At 29.5% G+C, this 17,550-nt stretch carries 19 protein-coding genes; 13 read left to right on the forward strand and 6 right to left on the reverse strand.

Features of this window, described 5'->3' with window-relative positions; translation table 11 throughout:
- Window positions 1-98 precede the first annotated feature (98 nt).
- The gene (locus C3E90_RS09645; protein ID WP_236915433.1) at window positions 99-917 is read left to right on the forward strand and encodes an AbgT family transporter; all 819 of its coding nucleotides are present in this window, start codon (window positions 99-101) and stop codon (window positions 915-917) included.
- A gap of 326 nt (window positions 918-1,243) precedes the next feature.
- On the opposite strand, the gene C3E90_RS09650 is transcribed toward C3E90_RS09645, so the two are convergent.
- Window positions 1,244-1,924, reverse strand: coding sequence for a TetR/AcrR family transcriptional regulator (locus C3E90_RS09650; protein ID WP_236915434.1), 681 nt, complete (start codon window positions 1,922-1,924; stop codon window positions 1,244-1,246).
- A gap of 216 nt (window positions 1,925-2,140) precedes the next feature.
- Between C3E90_RS09650 and C3E90_RS09655 the strand changes: the two genes are divergently transcribed.
- From C3E90_RS09655 to C3E90_RS09695, 9 genes are all read left to right on the forward strand, one after another.
- On the forward strand, window positions 2,141-3,466 hold the full coding sequence (locus C3E90_RS09655) for a glycine/sarcosine/betaine reductase component B subunit (RefSeq protein WP_236915435.1): 1,326 nt from the start codon (window positions 2,141-2,143) through the stop codon (window positions 3,464-3,466).
- Window positions 3,467-3,479: 13 nt separating this feature from the next.
- Complete coding sequence (gene grdH, locus C3E90_RS09660; RefSeq protein ID WP_236915436.1) at window positions 3,480-4,796, forward strand: betaine reductase selenoprotein B; 1,317 nt, start codon at window positions 3,480-3,482, stop codon at window positions 4,794-4,796.
- A gap of 169 nt (window positions 4,797-4,965) precedes the next feature.
- Window positions 4,966-5,979, forward strand: coding sequence for a YkvI family membrane protein (locus tag C3E90_RS09665; RefSeq protein WP_236915437.1), 1,014 nt, complete (start codon window positions 4,966-4,968; stop codon window positions 5,977-5,979).
- A gap of 94 nt (window positions 5,980-6,073) precedes the next feature.
- The gene (locus C3E90_RS09670; protein WP_236915438.1) at window positions 6,074-6,664 is read left to right on the forward strand and encodes a TetR/AcrR family transcriptional regulator; all 591 of its coding nucleotides are present in this window, start codon (window positions 6,074-6,076) and stop codon (window positions 6,662-6,664) included.
- Window positions 6,665-6,876: 212 nt separating this feature from the next.
- On the forward strand, window positions 6,877-7,329 hold the full coding sequence (locus tag C3E90_RS09675; protein WP_236915439.1) for a hypothetical protein: 453 nt from the start codon (window positions 6,877-6,879) through the stop codon (window positions 7,327-7,329).
- On the forward strand, window positions 7,330-8,208 hold the full coding sequence (locus C3E90_RS09680; protein ID WP_236915440.1) for a sodium:solute symporter family transporter: 879 nt from the start codon (window positions 7,330-7,332) through the stop codon (window positions 8,206-8,208).
- Between the two features lie 12 nt (window positions 8,209-8,220).
- On the forward strand, window positions 8,221-9,252 hold the full coding sequence (locus C3E90_RS09685; RefSeq protein WP_236915441.1) for a 3-oxoacyl-ACP synthase: 1,032 nt from the start codon (window positions 8,221-8,223) through the stop codon (window positions 9,250-9,252).
- Complete coding sequence (gene fabG, locus C3E90_RS09690; protein WP_236915442.1) at window positions 9,236-9,976, forward strand: 3-oxoacyl-[acyl-carrier-protein] reductase; 741 nt, start codon at window positions 9,236-9,238, stop codon at window positions 9,974-9,976. Before C3E90_RS09685 ends, fabG begins: the two co-directional genes overlap by 17 nt.
- 64 nt (window positions 9,977-10,040) lie before the next feature.
- Window positions 10,041-10,835 carry an alpha/beta fold hydrolase gene (locus C3E90_RS09695; RefSeq protein WP_236915443.1) on the forward strand — a complete coding sequence of 265 codons (795 nt, stop codon included), beginning with the start codon at window positions 10,041-10,043 and terminating at the stop codon, window positions 10,833-10,835.
- A 152-nt stretch (window positions 10,836-10,987) separates the two neighbouring features.
- Here C3E90_RS09695 and pdxR read toward each other — a convergent pair whose 3' ends face one another.
- On the reverse strand, window positions 10,988-12,433 hold the full coding sequence (gene pdxR, locus C3E90_RS09700) for a MocR-like pyridoxine biosynthesis transcription factor PdxR (RefSeq protein WP_236915444.1): 1,446 nt from the start codon (window positions 12,431-12,433) through the stop codon (window positions 10,988-10,990).
- A 120-nt stretch (window positions 12,434-12,553) separates the two neighbouring features.
- Here pdxR and C3E90_RS09705 point away from each other — a divergent pair, with 120 nt between their 5' ends.
- From C3E90_RS09705 to C3E90_RS09715, 3 genes are read left to right on the forward strand one after another with little or no spacing between them, the layout of a single operon-like run.
- Window positions 12,554-13,630 (forward strand): DUF5711 family protein, encoded by a 1,077-nt coding sequence (locus C3E90_RS09705; RefSeq protein ID WP_236915445.1) that lies wholly within the window; start codon window positions 12,554-12,556, stop codon window positions 13,628-13,630.
- A 28-nt stretch (window positions 13,631-13,658) separates the two neighbouring features.
- The gene (locus tag C3E90_RS09710; RefSeq protein WP_236915446.1) at window positions 13,659-14,237 is read left to right on the forward strand and encodes a CvpA family protein; all 579 of its coding nucleotides are present in this window, start codon (window positions 13,659-13,661) and stop codon (window positions 14,235-14,237) included.
- A 30-nt stretch (window positions 14,238-14,267) separates the two neighbouring features.
- Window positions 14,268-14,897: a hypothetical protein gene (locus C3E90_RS09715; protein WP_236915447.1), complete on the forward strand. Its 630-nt coding sequence runs from the start codon at window positions 14,268-14,270 to the stop codon at window positions 14,895-14,897.
- 14 nt (window positions 14,898-14,911) lie between these two features.
- On the opposite strand, the gene C3E90_RS09720 is transcribed toward C3E90_RS09715, so the two are convergent.
- From C3E90_RS09720 to C3E90_RS09735, 4 genes are read right to left on the reverse strand one after another with little or no spacing between them, the layout of a single operon-like run.
- On the reverse strand, window positions 14,912-15,301 hold the full coding sequence (locus tag C3E90_RS09720; RefSeq protein ID WP_236915448.1) for an SHOCT-like domain-containing protein: 390 nt from the start codon (window positions 15,299-15,301) through the stop codon (window positions 14,912-14,914).
- Window positions 15,302-15,312: 11 nt separating this feature from the next.
- Window positions 15,313-16,554 carry a DUF4097 family beta strand repeat-containing protein gene (locus C3E90_RS09725; RefSeq protein WP_236915449.1) on the reverse strand — a complete coding sequence of 414 codons (1,242 nt, stop codon included), beginning with the start codon at window positions 16,552-16,554 and terminating at the stop codon, window positions 15,313-15,315.
- Between the two features lie 12 nt (window positions 16,555-16,566).
- Window positions 16,567-16,938, reverse strand: coding sequence for a DUF2089 domain-containing protein (locus C3E90_RS09730; protein WP_236915450.1), 372 nt, complete (start codon window positions 16,936-16,938; stop codon window positions 16,567-16,569).
- A gap of 20 nt (window positions 16,939-16,958) precedes the next feature.
- Window positions 16,959-17,357 carry a DUF2089 domain-containing protein gene (locus tag C3E90_RS09735; RefSeq protein ID WP_236915451.1) on the reverse strand — a complete coding sequence of 133 codons (399 nt, stop codon included), beginning with the start codon at window positions 17,355-17,357 and terminating at the stop codon, window positions 16,959-16,961.
- Between the last annotated feature and the right edge of the window lie 193 nt (window positions 17,358-17,550).

Below are 17,550 nucleotides of genomic sequence, written 5' to 3' on the forward strand. Positions count from 1 at the left end.
CATCTCCCCCTAAAAAGTTATTCATAGGGGTATTATATTTTAAAGGTGGACCAGTTTTCAACTGAAATGGTGGCCTACTTTTAGATTAACATAAACAAATGGAAACAAGTCTTGATAAGAGCAAATTAGAAGAACAAAAAGTAACTGAAGAAGAGAAAAAAGGGTTAAAATACACAGGAATTGCAGCAATTGTATTCATATTGATAGTACTTGCATTGACGATACCTAGTAATGGATTATTCAGAAATGATGATGGTGGTTTGCTTCCAAAATCTCCATTATTAAGTAGTATTGTTAGTATATTATTTTTCTTCTTTTTCACTTTAGCAATAGCATACGGAAAAGGTTCTGGTAGTATTGAAAATATGGAAGATGTACCAAAATATATGCAGAAAGGTGTTGCTAATGCATTAGGATTTATGGTAATTGCTCTTCCAGCCTCAATCTTTATTGAGTTATTTAGTGCAAGTAATATTTCAACAATAATTGGTTATTGGGGTGGAGAAATGCTTAAATCTCTTAGTATTTCAGGATATCCATTATTGTTTGCATTTGTTTTAATATGTACTTTAATCAATTTGTTTATAACAAGTGGTACAGCAAAGTGGTTAATAATAGCACCAATTTTTGTACCAATGTTTTCTATGTTAGGACTTTCTCCTGCACTAACTCAAGCAACTTATAGAATTGCAGATACTTGTACGAATATTATTTCTCCTATTGACTATTATGTACCAGTTATTATGGGTTTATTAGCAATGTATAATACTGATTCTGATAGAGAAGTTGGTTTGGGAACGGTTATTTCTTTATGCTTACCATATAGTATTGCGTATTTGATTGGATTATTAGCATTACTATTTATTTGGTACTTATTAGGGTTAAGTCTTGGACCAGGTGCTCCTATGTTTATGTAGTAAAATACAAGCCTATATTAAGCAAGGTATATACCTTGCTTAATATAGGTCTACATGTATTAAAAGATTAGAAATTAATTCTTACAAATCGGAAATTGAAAATTTAAAATAGGAATCAAGCGAAAAGCATTACATTAATGCAAGAATTGATAAATTTCAACCTTGAACTCGTAAGTTATAAGTTGATTATTAGCAACAGCTGCAGGGGTTAAATATAATAATGTCATATGCATTAATATATTCAAATTAATATTTCTAGTTGAATGCTGCTAAATACATAGATAAAACATTTAGATTAAGTATCAATAATTTTATTTTAAGGGTTTTTACTTGATTAGAAGCGACTCAATAACAATTTTAATATATTTCATAGTATTTTCTACAGCTTCATCATAGTTGATTTTTCCATTTATTAATTGTAATAAAATACCTTCATATAAAAGAGTTCCCATCTCATTAAGAGTTTCAGAATCTTCTGCTCTTATAAACCCCTCTTTAACACATTCATTTATGGTAGCCATTCCTCTCTCATATATATTGTGTCTAAGTAACATTGTAGAAATACTTTTTAATTGAGTTTCTTCTAATTGATTCTCTTTTAGTTGAACTCCAAGTTCTTCAGGAAATAATTTATAATAATCTATAATGTATTCTTTAAGATCTTTATCTAAATTAGCAAAAAAGATTGCGTAATATATTTCAGGATCTTTAAATGAGAAATGACAAAAGCATTCCCATACTTTGAAAAATTTATCTAAAGCATTTTTTGCATCCTTTAAGTACTCAGGTAAAGCAAGGGAATAATCTTTTATATAACGCATAGCAGCAAAAAGTATTAAATGATCTAAGTTTTCAAAATAATTATATATGGTAGCACTATTATATCCAGCTTTATCTGCTACTTTTCTAATTGTAATTTTATTAATACCTTCTTCTTTAATAATTTTATCAGCTGCATCTATGAAATGTGTCATAGTTCTTTTTCGTCGTATTTTTCTTTTTTCCATATATCTCACCTGTCAAATTATTATTTTAGTATATTTTTAAAATATGGACTGTATGTATAATATCACAATATTCAAAAATAGACAATAAATAAATAGATAGGCAAATAATAATCATGATTGAAATATAATCATGATTATGTTATTATACAAATAAGGAAATTTACAATATTTAATTTAATATTGTAAATTTCAGCAATAGTGAAAGGAGCGTTTAAAATGAAACTTGAGCTAGGTAATTTTTACGTAAAAGATATTGTTTTTGGCGACAAAACTTCTTATTCAGAAGGCATATTAACTATTAACAAAACTGATGCATTAAATGTGGTAAAAGAAGATGAACATATAACAGAAGCAGATTTATTTATAGTAAAACCAGGAGATAAAGTAAGATTAGTACCAGTAAAGGAAGCAATAGAGCCAAGGACTAGAGTAGAAGGTGGACCAGTATTTCCAGGAGTCACTGGTGATTTAATGAATGCAGGTAGCGGTAGAACATTAGCTTTAAAAGATTGTAGCGTGATAGTTGTAGGAAAACATTGGGGTGGCTTCCAAGATGGTTTAATAGATATGAGTGGAGAAGGAGAAAAATATACATATTTTTCTCAGCTAAAAAATGTTGTATTAGTGGCGGATACTGACGAGGAATTTGAAAAAAGAGAACAACAAAAGAAAAATAGAGCTTTAAGATGGGCTGGAATGAGATTAGCAGAATACATTGGTTCCTGTGTTAAAGATTTAGAACCAGAAGAAATAGAAACTTTTGAGCTAGAGCCGATTCTAGAACGTTCTGATAATTTAAATAAACTACCATCTGTTGTATTAGTACTTCAACCTCAATCTCAAATGGAAGAACTAGGATACAATGATTTAATATATGGTTGGGATGCTAATAGAATGTTACCAACTTTCATGCATCCAAATGAAATTTTAGATGGGGCAATAATATCCGGTAGTTTTATGCCTTGTTCATCTAAATGGTCAACATATGATTTTCAAAACTTTCCTATGATTAAAAGATTATATGAGGAACATGGAAAGACATTGAATTTTTTAGGCATTATAATGTCCAATTTAAATGTTGCTTCAGATCAAAAAGAAAGAGCTGCTCTATTTGTTGCTCAATTAGCTAAATCTTTAGGTGCAGATAGTGCGATTGTTGCAGAAGAAGGATATGGAAACCCAGATGCAGACTTTATAGCATGTATAGTTGCTTTAGAAAATGTAGGAGTTAAAACTGTTGGATTAACCAATGAATGTACAGGTAGAGATGGAAAATCTCAACCATTGGTTTCTTTAGATTTAATAGCAGACGCTATTGTATCATGTGGAGATGTGTCTCAGCTTATAGAGCTTCCTCCTATGGAGACTGTATTAGGGGAGTTAGAATCCTTAGGTAGAGATGGATTTGCTGGTGGATGGGCAGGAGACGAAATCCTTGGACCATCTGTAAGACAAGACGGTTCCATAATAATGGAAAATAACTCCATGTTTTGTGGAGATCAAGTTGTGGGCTGGTCAACAAAAACTATGAAAGAATTTTAAGGAGGTGTGATAATTGAAAAAAGCAATACTTTATGTAAATCAATTTTTCGGACAAATTGGAGGAGAAGATAAAGCAGACTTTTCTCCTGAAATAAAAGAAGGTTTAGTAGGTCCAGCAATGGAATTACAAAAACAACTTGGAGAAGGAGTAGAAGTTACACATACAATTATTTGTGGTGATAACTATATGGGTTCTAATACAGGTGAAGCCATAGAAACAATATTAGGATATTTAGAAGATAAGGAATTCGATATATTCTTTGCAGGACCAGCATTTAGAGCAGGTAGATATGGTAGCGCTTGTGGTCACATTGGCAAAGCTGTAAAAGAAAGATTTAATGTACAAGTTATCTCCTCAATGAATGAAGAAAATCCAGGAGTAGAAATGTTTAGAAGCCATATTTATATATTTAAAGGCGGTGCAAGTGCTGCTGCTATGAGAAAAGACATAAAAAAAATGGCGACTTTTGGCAACAAAATATTAAATGGTGAAGAACTTCTTTCTGCTGATGAAGAAGGTTATTATGGAAGAGGAATTAGACGCCAAGTTTGGTTAAATCCTCCTGTAACAGCTGCAGATCGGGTTATAGATATGCTTTTAAAAAAAGTACATGGAAAAGAATTTCAAACAGAACTTCCTATACCAGAACAAGATATGGTACCTGTAGCTGAACCAATAAAAGATTTGACAAAAGCAAAAATTGCCATAGTAACTTCCGGTGGTATAGTACCTGTTGACAATCCAGATAGAATTCAATCTGCTTCTGCAACTAGATGGGGTAAATATGATGTATCAAATATAGATAGATTAGAATCAGGAGTGTTTAAAACTATTCATGCTGGATTTGATCCTGCTGCTGCAAATGCAGACCCAAATGTTATAGTTCCATTAGATGCTTTGAAAACTTATGAAAAAGAAGGAAAAATTGGGAAGATGCATGATTACTTTTATGCTACTGTTGGAACAGGGACAACCCAAGGAGAAGCTTCTAGAATGGGTAAAGAAATAGTAGCTGACTTACAAGAAGCAGATGTTGATGGGGTAATATTGACTTCTACTTGAGGTACTTGTACACGTTGCGGTGCAACAATTGTTAAAGAGATAGAAAAAGCAGGTATACCTATAGTACAAATGGCCAATTTAATCCCCGTTGCTAAAACTGTTGGTTCAAACAAGATAGTTCCAACCATATCAATACCATATCCATTAGGAGATCCAAATACATCAAAGGATGAACAGTGGAAGTTAAGATATCATAGAGTTGGAGTAGCGTTAGATGCATTAACTGCAGATGTTAAAGAGCAGACTGTTTTTAAGGTTAAATATTAATCAATTTTCTTAGAGGAAGATATATATCTTCCTCTAAGAAAGAGAAAAAATATTGGGGAGATTACATTTATAAAAATAGGATAATTAAGTATTTAAGATTTTACATGTTTTTTAGTTATAGGATAAGCCTTCTTTCTAATATTATTAATTAGCAGGAAGGGGGCATTAGATGAAAAATTGGGTTAAAATTGCATCTATATATATAGGTACGGTAATAGGAGCTGGATTTGCTTCTGGCAGAGAGATTATTGAATTCTTCGGAATTTATGGATCCAAAGGTATTTGGGGTATGATTATATCTGGATTACTATTTTCTCTAATAGGAAGTTTACTATTAATAAAGATTTATAATAATAAAATAAAAGGTTTTGATGAATTGGTAATTAACCTATTTGGTAAAAAATTTGGATTTCTATTGGATACCATAATGATTTTTTCCCTATATACTGGATTTAGTGTAATGATAGCTGGATCAGGAGCTATATTCAAAGAAGAATTGGGGCTTTCCTTTAATTTTGGAGTTATTGTAATGGTAGTTTGTGTTTTTATAGTTTTTTTATTTAGCCTACAAGGTTTATCTTTTATCAACTCTCTATTAGTACCTTTGCTTATTATTGGGATAATATTTACATCTATTTATTTGAATATAAGAGAAGGATATGGTTTTTCTCATATTCAAGGAGCTAATATAACTAGTAAAGGTAATTTTATAACATCTTCTTTTTTATATTTTGGATCCAATTCTTTAATAATCATCATAGTGTTTTCATCTTTGTTCCCATTAATTAATAACAAAAAAACTGCTCTATTAGGAGGTACTATAGGAGGCATTTTATTATCTATCCTAGGAATATCTATATTAAACTCTATGTTTATATATTACAATGAAGTATTTAATTTAGATATTCCTATGATTAAGATATGTAATTATATAGGGAAAAATTATAGGAAATTATATTCCATTATTCTATGGATAGCTATGTTTACTACAGCTTTAGCTAATGGATTTGGATTTATGAATAGAGTATCTAAAGGTAAAAGTCAATTGATATCAACAGCTTTCTTTTGTTTATCTGCTATTCCATTAGCTAAAGTAGGTTTTGCTAATCTAGTGAGAATAATATATCCAATATTTGGAGCAATTGGATTTGGAATCATGATATCTATTTTGGTGAGGGGTTAGGTTATTGATTATTAATAAAGGTTTTGCTATAATTAAGCCATGATAGCTTATCGGTATAAGAAGATAATACATTAGCAGATAAGGAGTGTAATAGTTGAGTGATGTAAATATTCCCAAGACAGCTAGAGGCAAAGAAACAATGGATAGAATATGCAGAGCTTCGGAAGAATTATTTAGCCAAAAAGGTTATTACAATACTTCAATAACAGAGATTGCTCAAAAAGCTGAAGTAGCCCCTGGTACAGTATATATTTATTTCAAAGATAAAATAAGTATTTTTAGATATTTACTTGAAGATTTAAGTTACAATCTTAGGAAAGAAATTGCCATTGCAACTAAGGATTGCAGAAATCGATATGAGGAAGAACGAATAGGATTTAGAGTTTTCTTTGATTTTGCAAGAAAACATATAGGTTTATATAAAATAATATGGGAAGCTCAATTTGTTGATGAAAAATTATTCAAAGAATACTATGATAATTTTGCAAATAGGTATGTTAAAAGAATAGAAGATGCTCAGAAAAATAACGAAATGGTTGACATTAACCCTTTGACTTTAGCCTATTGTCTTATAGGTATAACTAATTTCATAGGACTTAAATGGGTAATTTTTAACGATGAACCTGTACCTGATGAAGTAATCGATGATATTATGAGGTTTATGAAATCTGGAATATTTATATAGTATTTGATTTTATTAATAGTATATTTTATTTAAAACTTGAAATAATAAGTGGTTTCCTTTTCCTAATTTAAAAGGAAACCACTTATTATTTTTAACGAATTTTCAGAAAAATCCAAATTTGAATTGACAAAGAAACGTTTTCATGGTAATATAAAACTGAACATGAAATATGGTTCATGTTTCATGTTAATAAAAAAATAAGGGGGATAAAGGTGAAATTTAAAGAAAAAATTACATCTATGATTATTTTGACAACTATATTATGGGTTGTAATTACCATATGTGGGTGGAAGGGACAATATATTTTAGGGATGATTTTGGGGGTATTTCTTATGTTGGTTTATATGTCTCTAGGTGCAGCTAAAGAGGGGGCACTAAATAAAAAATTATTTATGTATCCTCTTATGGTGTGGACTATACTTTGGGTTTTAAGTTTTATTCTTTCTGACTATCATGCAAAGTTATTTACTGGAACTATGCCAAGTTTTACAATACTAGGTTTTCATCCTTCTTTTGCATGGACGGTGCTAACCTATTGGATTGGTGGAGTACTTACATTAACCCTAGGTTTTATACTTTATAAAGATCTATGGCTTTCAGATGAAGATTGGAACAATTTTAAAAATAAGGTAGGGCAAATGGATGGGGAAAAGGAGGTTAATTAAATGGCTGGTAGCACAAAAATATTAATTACATTATTTTCTTTTGGTATGATTGTAGTTTCTTTTATTATTGGTTGGTGGGCGAAGAAAAAGGCAACTACTGCACAAGCATACTTTGGAAGCACCGGACTGTTTGGTCCCTTTGTGGTGGGATTTTCTTCAATGGCTGCTGTAGCTAGTGCTTTTGCTTTAGTTGGTGTTCCAGGTATAATTTATTCAACAGGAAATGCGATGACATTTTGGATGTTATCATCAGGAGCCTTTCCTATGGCATACATTATATTAGGTAAAAAGGTTAGAGCTATGGCAGAAGTTGGACCTGTTGCTAGCTTAGGAGATATTTCTGACTTAAGGTTTAATAATAATAAAGGTATTAAAGTTCTCATGTCATTAATTATTTTTATTGGATGTATTGCTTATTTAGCTTCTCAAATCAAAGCAGGTTCAGAACTTTTTGGGCATTTATTAGGGTTAAATCCTATACTTGCTGGATTTTTGATATTTGGGGTTTTAACTATTTATACAGCATTAAGTGGAGAAGTTGGTGGGGCCTTAACCCAAGCATTTCAGGGACTTGTAATGGTAATAGCAGGTTTTATAATGATAATAGCATTTTTTAAAGTAACAGGGGGATTTAGATCGGTCTTAGAAGTAGCTGCAACAGCAGGCGCTGTTACCAGTGGAGAAGTGGGCAAAGCTGTAATATCTTTAAAGCCTGGTATGATGATTTCAAAAGAAAATATTATTTCTAGATTGAAAAAACAATTGGCAAGTTATAAAGTACCAAAATATATACAATTTATTGAAGAAATACCTAAGAATAATGTAGGTAAAATTGAAATATCAACAGTTGTTAAACTATATGGAACAATAGATGAATAAGGAGGAAATAAGATGAATTATGACGAAGTTGTGGGCATCAAGGATATTCAAATATACGTGCCAGAAGAAATAGAAGATAGCAGTATGATTTCTAAGAAATCTGGTATTCCCAAAGATGTTATAGAAAATAAATTTGGGATAATAAAAAAACATAAGGCTAGCCAGGAAGAATCCGTATCTGATATGGGTATTAAAGCTTCCAATAAAATATTGAAGAATTTTGATCCACTAGATTTAGATTTAGTTGTATATTGTGGCAGTGAATTTAAAGATTATTACTTGATGAATATTGCAGCTAAAATCCAACATTTAATAGGTGCTAAAAATGCAAATGCCTTTGAAATACATTCTTTATGCTCTGCTGGAGTTCTTTCATTACAAATTTTAAAGAGTATTATGTTAAACGACCCAGATATAAACAACGTGCTATTGGTATCCTCATCAAAAGAAACTTCCATAGTTAATTATGAAAACGAAAAATCTAGGTTTATGTTCAATTTTGGCGATGGTGCCAGTGCTGCATTATTACAGAAAGGATATAAAAAAAATATTATATTAGAAACTCATATGATAACTGATGGAAGTTTTGCAGATGATGTAGCCGTTTATAATATTGGAAACAATAATATAATGGACTTTAGTTTAATAGATAAAAATCCAATAATGTTAGATGTTAAAGATCCTCAGTCTATGAAAGAAAGACTAGATCCTATTACCTTAGAAAATTTCGTATCTGTAATAGAAAAGTCTGTTAAAAAAAGTGGTTATACAAATAAAGATATAGATTTTATTGCACCAATATTTATGAAAAGGTCAATATTAGAAAATATTCTTGAGAGATTTAATCTATCTGAAGAAAACTCTTTTGTATTAGAAGACTATGGCCATTGTCAATCTGCTGATGCTTTTATATCCATAGTCGAGGGGAAGAGGTTAGGTAGAATAAAGGAAGGAGATTTAGCAGTAATGCTAGGTGCTGGCACAGGATATACTTGGGCAGCAACGACTATTAGATGGGGGGAATATCATGAGATTAAAAGATAAAACAGCTATAATTACAGGTGGAGGCAGTGGAATAGGTAAAGAAACGGCTATTAAATTTGCTGGAGAAGGGGCAAAGGTAGCAATCTGGGATATAAATTTAGAAGAAGCTAATAAGACCGCAGAAGAAATAAGTAAATTAGAAGGTATAGCAAAAACATATAAAGTAGATGTTACTAATAGACTGGAAATAGAAGAAGTAACTGACAAAGTAATAAAAGAGTTTTCCAAAATTGATATACTGGTGAACAATGCTGGAATAACAATGGATGCAACATTAATAAAAATGAAAGAAGAACAATGGGATAGAGTCATGGATATTAATCTTAAAGGAGTATTTAATTGTGGGCAAATAGTGTCAAGACATATGGTAGAGCAAAGAAATGGAGTAATATTAAACGCAGCTAGTGTAGTAGGCATATATGGAAACTTTGGACAAACCAATTATGCTGCCTCCAAATGGGGGGTAATAGGTATGACTAAAACATGGGCTAAAGAATTGGGAAGAAAAGGGATAAGAGTAAATGCAGTGGCACCAGGATTTATTTTAACTAAAATGACAGCAAAAATGCCAGAAAAGGTATTAGATATGATGAAGGAGAAATCTGTACTACAAAGATTAGGTACCCCAGAGGATATAGCTAATGCTTATCTTTATTTAGCTTCCGATGAAGCAAGTTTTATTACTGGAACAGTTCTAAGTGTTGACGGGGGAGTTGTTATATAAAACCGGAGTTTATCTTCGGTTTTTTTGATATACTAATATTATAAACTAAACAGGAGCTGATGAAATGCCTTATATAACTATAAATAATAAGAAAATCTATTATAAAGAATATGGCCATGGAGAGCCTATAGTATTTCTAAATGGAGTTATGATGAGTACAAATAGTTGGTCTCCTTTTATTCGAACTATATCTAAAGATTATAGGATGATAGTTGTAGATCTAATAGATCAAGGGAAATCTGATAGCCATGAAGAGGAATATACAGTAGAGACTCAAGCTGATTTTTTGAAAGAGTTTTTAGATAAACTTAAACTTGAAAATATTCATTTATTGGGTATGTCTTATGGAGGAAAGGTAGCCCTTACCTTTACATTAAAATATGAATATAAAGTAAAAACTTTAATGTTATCTAATACAGATAGCTATACTACAAAGATTATGAATGATATAGGAAAAGCTTGGATTTATGCTGCGTCTACCCTTGATGGAAATATTTTTTCTAGTATAGCTCTGCCCTATATGTATTCCTATAACTATTATGAAATAAATTATGAAGACATAAAAGAAAAGGCAAGAATTCTCTCTAAAATTTTAGATGAAAAATGGTATGGAAGGTTTAAAAGATCTTTGGATAGTGCAAGAGATTTCAATGTTTCTCATATAATTAAAAACATTAAAGTTCCTACTTTAATCATAAGTTCAGAATTAGATATTATAACTCCCATTAAATATCAACAATTAATTCATCAAAAAATAGAAAATTCTAAATGGATAATCATAGAAGGTGTAGGTCATGCTTCTATGTTTGAAAAGCCTGAAGATTATATTTCCATTATAATGGATTTTATGAAGGAATAAAAATTGAATATGACAATAGACTGTCTTAAAACTGTTATTCTGAGGCGAAGGTTATAGGCACACCTATTTAAATACATTAATGAAGTCGAAGAATCTTGGGTTTAAGATCCTTCGCTATGCTCAGGATAACAGGATTGTACTTAGGATGGATATTACACAAAAGGTAGATATTCATTGCTATCTTCCTTGTATTTTTTTCTAATATATTTTTCTATAGTTTTTATACCTTGAGTTATTTCTTGGCTAGATACAGCTCCAAAGCTTAGGCGAATATAGTTAGAATATATACTATCATCAACAAAAAATATTTTGCCTGGTACTAAAGCTACATTGTTTTCACCACATTCATTATAAAGTTCTACGGCATCTATATCTTTTGGTAGTTTAACCCAGATGCTAAGCCCACCATTGGGTTTAATGAATTTTACACCATATTTATTTAATTTTTCTAATTCATTTACCATAATATTGTATTTTTTGGTATATACTTCTTTTATGGTATTCATATGTTCTTTCCAATATCCTTTTCTTAAATAGAGGTCAAAGGCTCTCTGTAAAAACCCGGATGAAGAAATATCTGTAGTATGTTTAACTCTTACTATATCCTTGAAAAGCTTTTGTGGTACTGTCATAAAACCAATCCTTACTCCTGGCATAAAAATCTTTGAAAAACTTTTTATATATATAACTTGATCTAAGCTATCCATTGATTTAAGTGGAGCTTTTTTATTATCATCATAATTTAAGTCTGTCAAAAAATCGTCTTCAATAATATAAAAATTATATTCTTTGCTAAGGTTAATAAGCTCTCTCTTCTTATCTTCACTATAAGAGTAGGTGGTAGGACTTTGATAATTAGTCATCATATATAAAAATTTAGGTTTATATCTTCTAATATATTTATTAAATACTTGTAAATCCAATCCATCTTCTAGCATGGGGATTCCCATTATTTTGGCTCCTCTAGACTCAAAAGCTGCAATTGCTCCTGAATAAGTAGGATTTTCAACAAAAATACAATCCCCTTGAGATATTAAAGTTTTTGCTATTATATCTATTCCTTGCTGTCCACCAGAGATTACTTGTATTTGGCTTTTATCAACGGACATATTATAATTTTCATATAAAAATGAGGAAATGGATTCCCGAAAAGGCTCATATCCATTAATTTCAGGATATACAAAGGCATTTCCCTTATCTCTATCCAATACTTCAATTAAAGATTGTTTAAATTCTTCTATAGGAAAAATTTCAGGAGTAGGAGATACAGAAGCAAGATTAATACTATTTTTTGATATAGGCAGAACTCCTCCTATCATCAATTCAATATCTCCATCTTCCATGTAAGAAATATCCATATCATAACTAGTCTTCCTTATATAAGTTCCACTACCCTTAATAGAATAAATATAGCCCTCTTGTTCTAATAGTTTATAGGCATTTACAACTGTAATATTATTTACATCAAGTTTTTTTGCTAAACTTCTAATAGAGGGGAGTTTATCTCCCTCTTTATAATTATCTTCTTCAATTAAATTTCTAATATTTTCATAAAGTTGTATATATAAAGGAGTATTTAAGTTTTTGTCAATTAACAATATTTTTACCTCCTTTTAAAATGTATGGGTACATTTATTATATCAGATATTAAAATATTCACAAATATTTTAAAGGATATTATTAAAATATAACGAATTATTATAATATGAGGTGATTTTATGAATCCAAAACAAAAGAAGAATACTGGTTTTAAGTTTTTAATAATAATTTTTATTGGAATTATATTGTTGTTTTCAAGAAGGGACAATCAGGAAAAATTTATTAATTTTATAAAAACTTCAAAGATTAGAAATAAGGAATTAAAGTTGGAAAAATCTATTCCTATAGATATTAATATAGACCAGATAGCTTTTTATGATGGAAGTATTGTGGTATGGGGAGATAATAAGTTAAGAAGATTAAAACTGGATGGTAATTTAGAATGGCAAAAGGAATTTAATATAGAAGAACCCATGGCTTATTTTGGTGAAGAAGGAATTTTTATATGCGAAAGATCAATGGGCCAAGTTTATTCTTTAAATCCAAAAGGAGAAACAATAGAAAAGTTTCAACTAAATGGGAAAGTATATAATATAGATAAAAGAGCTGAAAATATTTTGGTGCATATAAAAGAAGGGGATAGAGAAGTTATTAAGATATTAGATAGTAATGGACAACCAATAGGAGAAAAATTAGTGGAAAACCACAATATATTAACTTATTCTATAGGTGAAAACAATAAAAGATATGCTCTCTCTACATTAAATTTGAAGGGGGAGAATTTAAAATCTGAAATTCAAACTTATGGTCTTGAAGGTGAATTTTTATGGACTGCTTCTTTAGACAATGAAATTGTTTTGTATACGAATTTCATTGATGAAGATAATTTAATTGTGTTGTCAGACAAGGGGATGTATTTGTTAAATGATGGAAATATTTTATGGAAAAAGCAGTTTCAACTTATTAAAGATATAAATATGGATGAGGAAAACATTCATATATTGCATGGTAATATTTTAGAAACTATTTCTTTTGATGGAAGAACTGTAGAAAAAAAATCCTTTATAGAGGAATATAAAAAAATTATTCCTTTTGAAAAATACCTAATATTATATGGAAACAATTATATTATTGGATTAAAAGAAGGAGAAGAAGTTTTTAAATATAAATCTGAGGATTCTATGCTTAGTGTTACTCAAGGAGCACAAAAACTTTTTGTGGTTTACAAAAACAAAATTGATATAATTTTATTATAATAAGATTTAAGGCTTGGTGGTAATATATATGAACTGGTTAGATATAGTTGTTATCTTTATTTTAATATATACAACAACAAAGGGATTAAGGTTAGGTTTTATTTTATCAATATTTAATATTATACAGGTAATATTGGCTGTAATAATTACAAGAATATATTATCCCGTTGTTTATGGGTATATAATTAATAATCCTAAGGTGTATAATATATTTAAAGGTATAACTGAAGTGATTTTGAAGATACTATTTCATTCTAAAATAGAAGAAGAGGCAAATTACCTTTCCCATTTATTTTCTACAGGATTACTAAGAATAGTTGTAACAATTTCTGCAATGATACTGGTATTCTGTTTAGCTAATATATTGATAAGTTTGATTTTAGGACTTTTTTCGTTCCTTTTAGATACACCAGTACTAAAACAGTTAAATAAAACAGGAGGTTTAATATTTGGATTAATAGAAGGATTGTTTATAATATATTTATTAAACTTAATCCTATCTCCAATAGTTTCTATTTTGCCTCAATCTTTTATTGGAAATAGCGTATATGATTCAATAATTCTTAATTATTTAAGGAATTTAGATTTGGATTTGAATTTTTTCTAATGAAACCTTTATCTAAATAGGAGGGATATTATGAAGAGAAACAGTTATTCTTTTGGTCTATTGCTTATATTTGTTGGTGTTTTATTTCTGCTATTGAATTTAAAAGTATTGAATTTTGATTGGGTTTTATTTCTACTGTCTATAGGGCTTATTATAGGATTTTTTAATCAAAAGCATATGGGATATTTGATATCTGGATTGGCGCTATTGGGTATTTCACTAATTTCCATATTAAATAAATATATTTTCACTAATATAGATGTTAAGAGCTTCCTGTTTTTATGGATATTTGGCATTTTATCCTTGGTATTATATTTTAGACAGAAAAATAAGGGGTTTTTGATAATTGGTTTGATTTTGCCTGCTTTAGGAACATATAATTTAATTGAAGAATTAGCTTATTCTGATGCAAATTGGTCTCTATTCCTATTATTTGGAATCTCTTTTTACATTATATATATAATAGGATATAGAAGTTCTGGAGTAGAATGGCCTAAACATCTGGCTTGGATTATGGCAGTGGTCTCTATACTATTTCTAATATCATCTAAGACAATGATTCAATTTGGATTTTGGAAATTCATATCCTATTTAATACCAATAATATTAATAGGGTTAGGAATAAAAATCATATATAATATAATAAAATTAAAAGAATAATCCCAAGCTTGGGATTATTCTACTATTATCTCGACTTTCTCACCATTTTCACTTTCTATATCAACTAGTTTCCCAGAAGCTCCATCCTTTATAGCTTCAAATACTTCCTTTAAATCCATTTCATCAAGACCAGATTCTTTTAACTCTGGTACAAAATTAGGAGCTACTTTACCAGCTATCTTCATACCTACATCTATCAAAGCTACGGGTATGGTCACATTTACTTTAGTACTATCATCTGGTTCAAAGACTTTTATTTTTAACCATTTAGCCTTTTGACTTTCCCTATAGCTGACTTTTGTTTCATTTAGAGCTTCTAATAATTCTATACCTTCTTCACTAGTAATCTTACCGTCTTCTACCATTTTCAAAATTTGCAATTTTTCCTCTTTAAAATCCGTCATTTAAACCCCCCCTATCTAATTTTTATTGAACCGTTAGAAGTAGAAGCATCTAAAACAAAATGTTCTTCTTTTTCATCGAAATTAGCACTATGAGCAATTATCTTTTTTATGCCTAAACTTACCTGCCTGTTGACCTTATATACAAGGTCTGGTATATCTAAATCAATATTTCCTAAAGAAGTCTCTAGGTGAAAAGAACTCATTTTATTTAATTTACCTATTTCTACATCAATAGTTGAATTAGAGGTAGAAAGTTTCAATTTGCTAATTTTTTCGCTATCTAAATCTCTACATGTTATCCTTCCGTTAGACGTAGTTAGTTTAACTACCTTGCTGCTTATATCATTGATTTCAATGGAACTATTGGAAGTATTACCAGAGATATTATTTGCTGATATATCAGAAAGTGTAATTCTCCCATTTTTAGTAGAAACTATTAAGTTATCGCTATTAATATCTTCTAGTACAATATTTGAATTAGTACTAATTGCCTTTAATGTGGGAGAGGAAATATCTATTAAATTGATTCTTCCGTTTTTAGTTGACAAGTCAATGTTTTTTCCTACAACATCCTTTAAAGAAATAGAGGCATTAGTTGTATTACAGCCAAGTAGTCCTAAATTTAAATTTTCTACCTGAATTTTACCATTAGATGTATTTAAGTTTATTTCTTCGTAATATCTATCAGGCAAATATACATCTAAATTCATCATTACATTATTGGCATATATGGGTTCAAATATTATCTTATTATTTTCTTCGGACAAATCATAAAACTTATCATCTTTAGCATAATTATTATTTTTATACTGATAAACGATTTTAATTAATAACTTTTCTTTTTCCCAACTTTTCAAGTTAATACCACCATTAATTGATTTTAAGTGGATTGTAGGGTTATCCATATAAGAGATATCTTTTTCAATCTTGGTATTTATTACTTTATAGTTTCCTAGAAGATTAAAGGGATTTCCTGTGCTGAATAAATTACTAAAAGTATTCGCTAATTTATTACCTAAGTCTATTCCTAAACTTTCTGCTTTCTTCCCTTTGTCTTTAATATTTTTTTCTAACACTTCTAGCTTTTCCTTAGTTTTGTCTATGTCAATAAACTTTTCTTCATTGTCTTCAGTGGACTCATATTCTATGAAGCTTTCCGTTTCTTCTAATGCTTCTAATAGTTTTATAGCTTCTTCGCTAGTTATTTTACCTTCCTCTAACATAGATAATATCATTAATTTTTCATCTTTCATATTAAATCCCCCTTATTCCTCTCCTTTAAGAAGTTTTATAGCTTCTTCAGAAGTAATTTCTCCTTCATCTAGCTTTTTTAATATCTCCTTTTTATTTACCTTAGGTTCATTATACTTAGGTTTATATCCTAATGCTTCTATTACATCTTCCAGTTTATTTCTCACAGTTGGATAGGATATTCCTAAATCTTTTTCTATTTCTTTTATATTACCCCTATTTCTAATAAAAGCTTCTAAAAAATATTTTTGTTCATTAGAAAGTTTACAAAATTTACATAAAGAAAAACTTCCTTCAATACTTGTATAGCAATTACTGCAACTTAATCTTGTTACTTTCAATTCTTCTCCACATACTGGACACTTTCCTAAAACTTCTCTTCTCATATTGTCACTCTCCCTATTTATTAAAGTATGGTTATTTTAACTTCCGTATTATCTCCATCTTGAACATCTACTAAATCAAAGGGGCCATGCTTCCTTAACTCACTAAATACTTGTTTAATATCTTTCCTATCTATGGAATCCAATATTCTTTTTACATCTTCATCAAAATCATCAACAAATCTTAAAGCAATAGAGCTTAGACCAAAACCTATATCTATTAAAAAGGTTATTAGGCCAAAAGGTATAGCAGGTATTTTTATGGACTGTTCTTCATCTATTACGGTGATTTTCAATCTAGAAGCCTTCTTTTTAACGGTGTTAGTATTAATGTTTATCATCTTCATCAATTTTATTGCCTCTTTATGTTTTATATCTCCCTTATCCAGTTGATTCAATATTTCTTTAATACTATTCTCCATAAAAACCCTCCTAATATGGTGAAATAGAGAAAATACTTATTTAATTAAACTATAATAATAAATTTGGGTATAATAATAATATTAAATTAAGTATTTAATCCTCTTTAACCTTATAATAATACTAATATTTATAAAAGTCAAGGGAAACATTAATAATATTAATATAAATATTAAATAAATTAAGTATTGTTTT

This window comes from Clostridium sp. Cult2, assembly GCF_021655075.1.
In the GTDB taxonomy this organism is placed as follows: domain Bacteria; phylum Bacillota; class Clostridia; order Tissierellales; family Tepidimicrobiaceae; genus Schnuerera.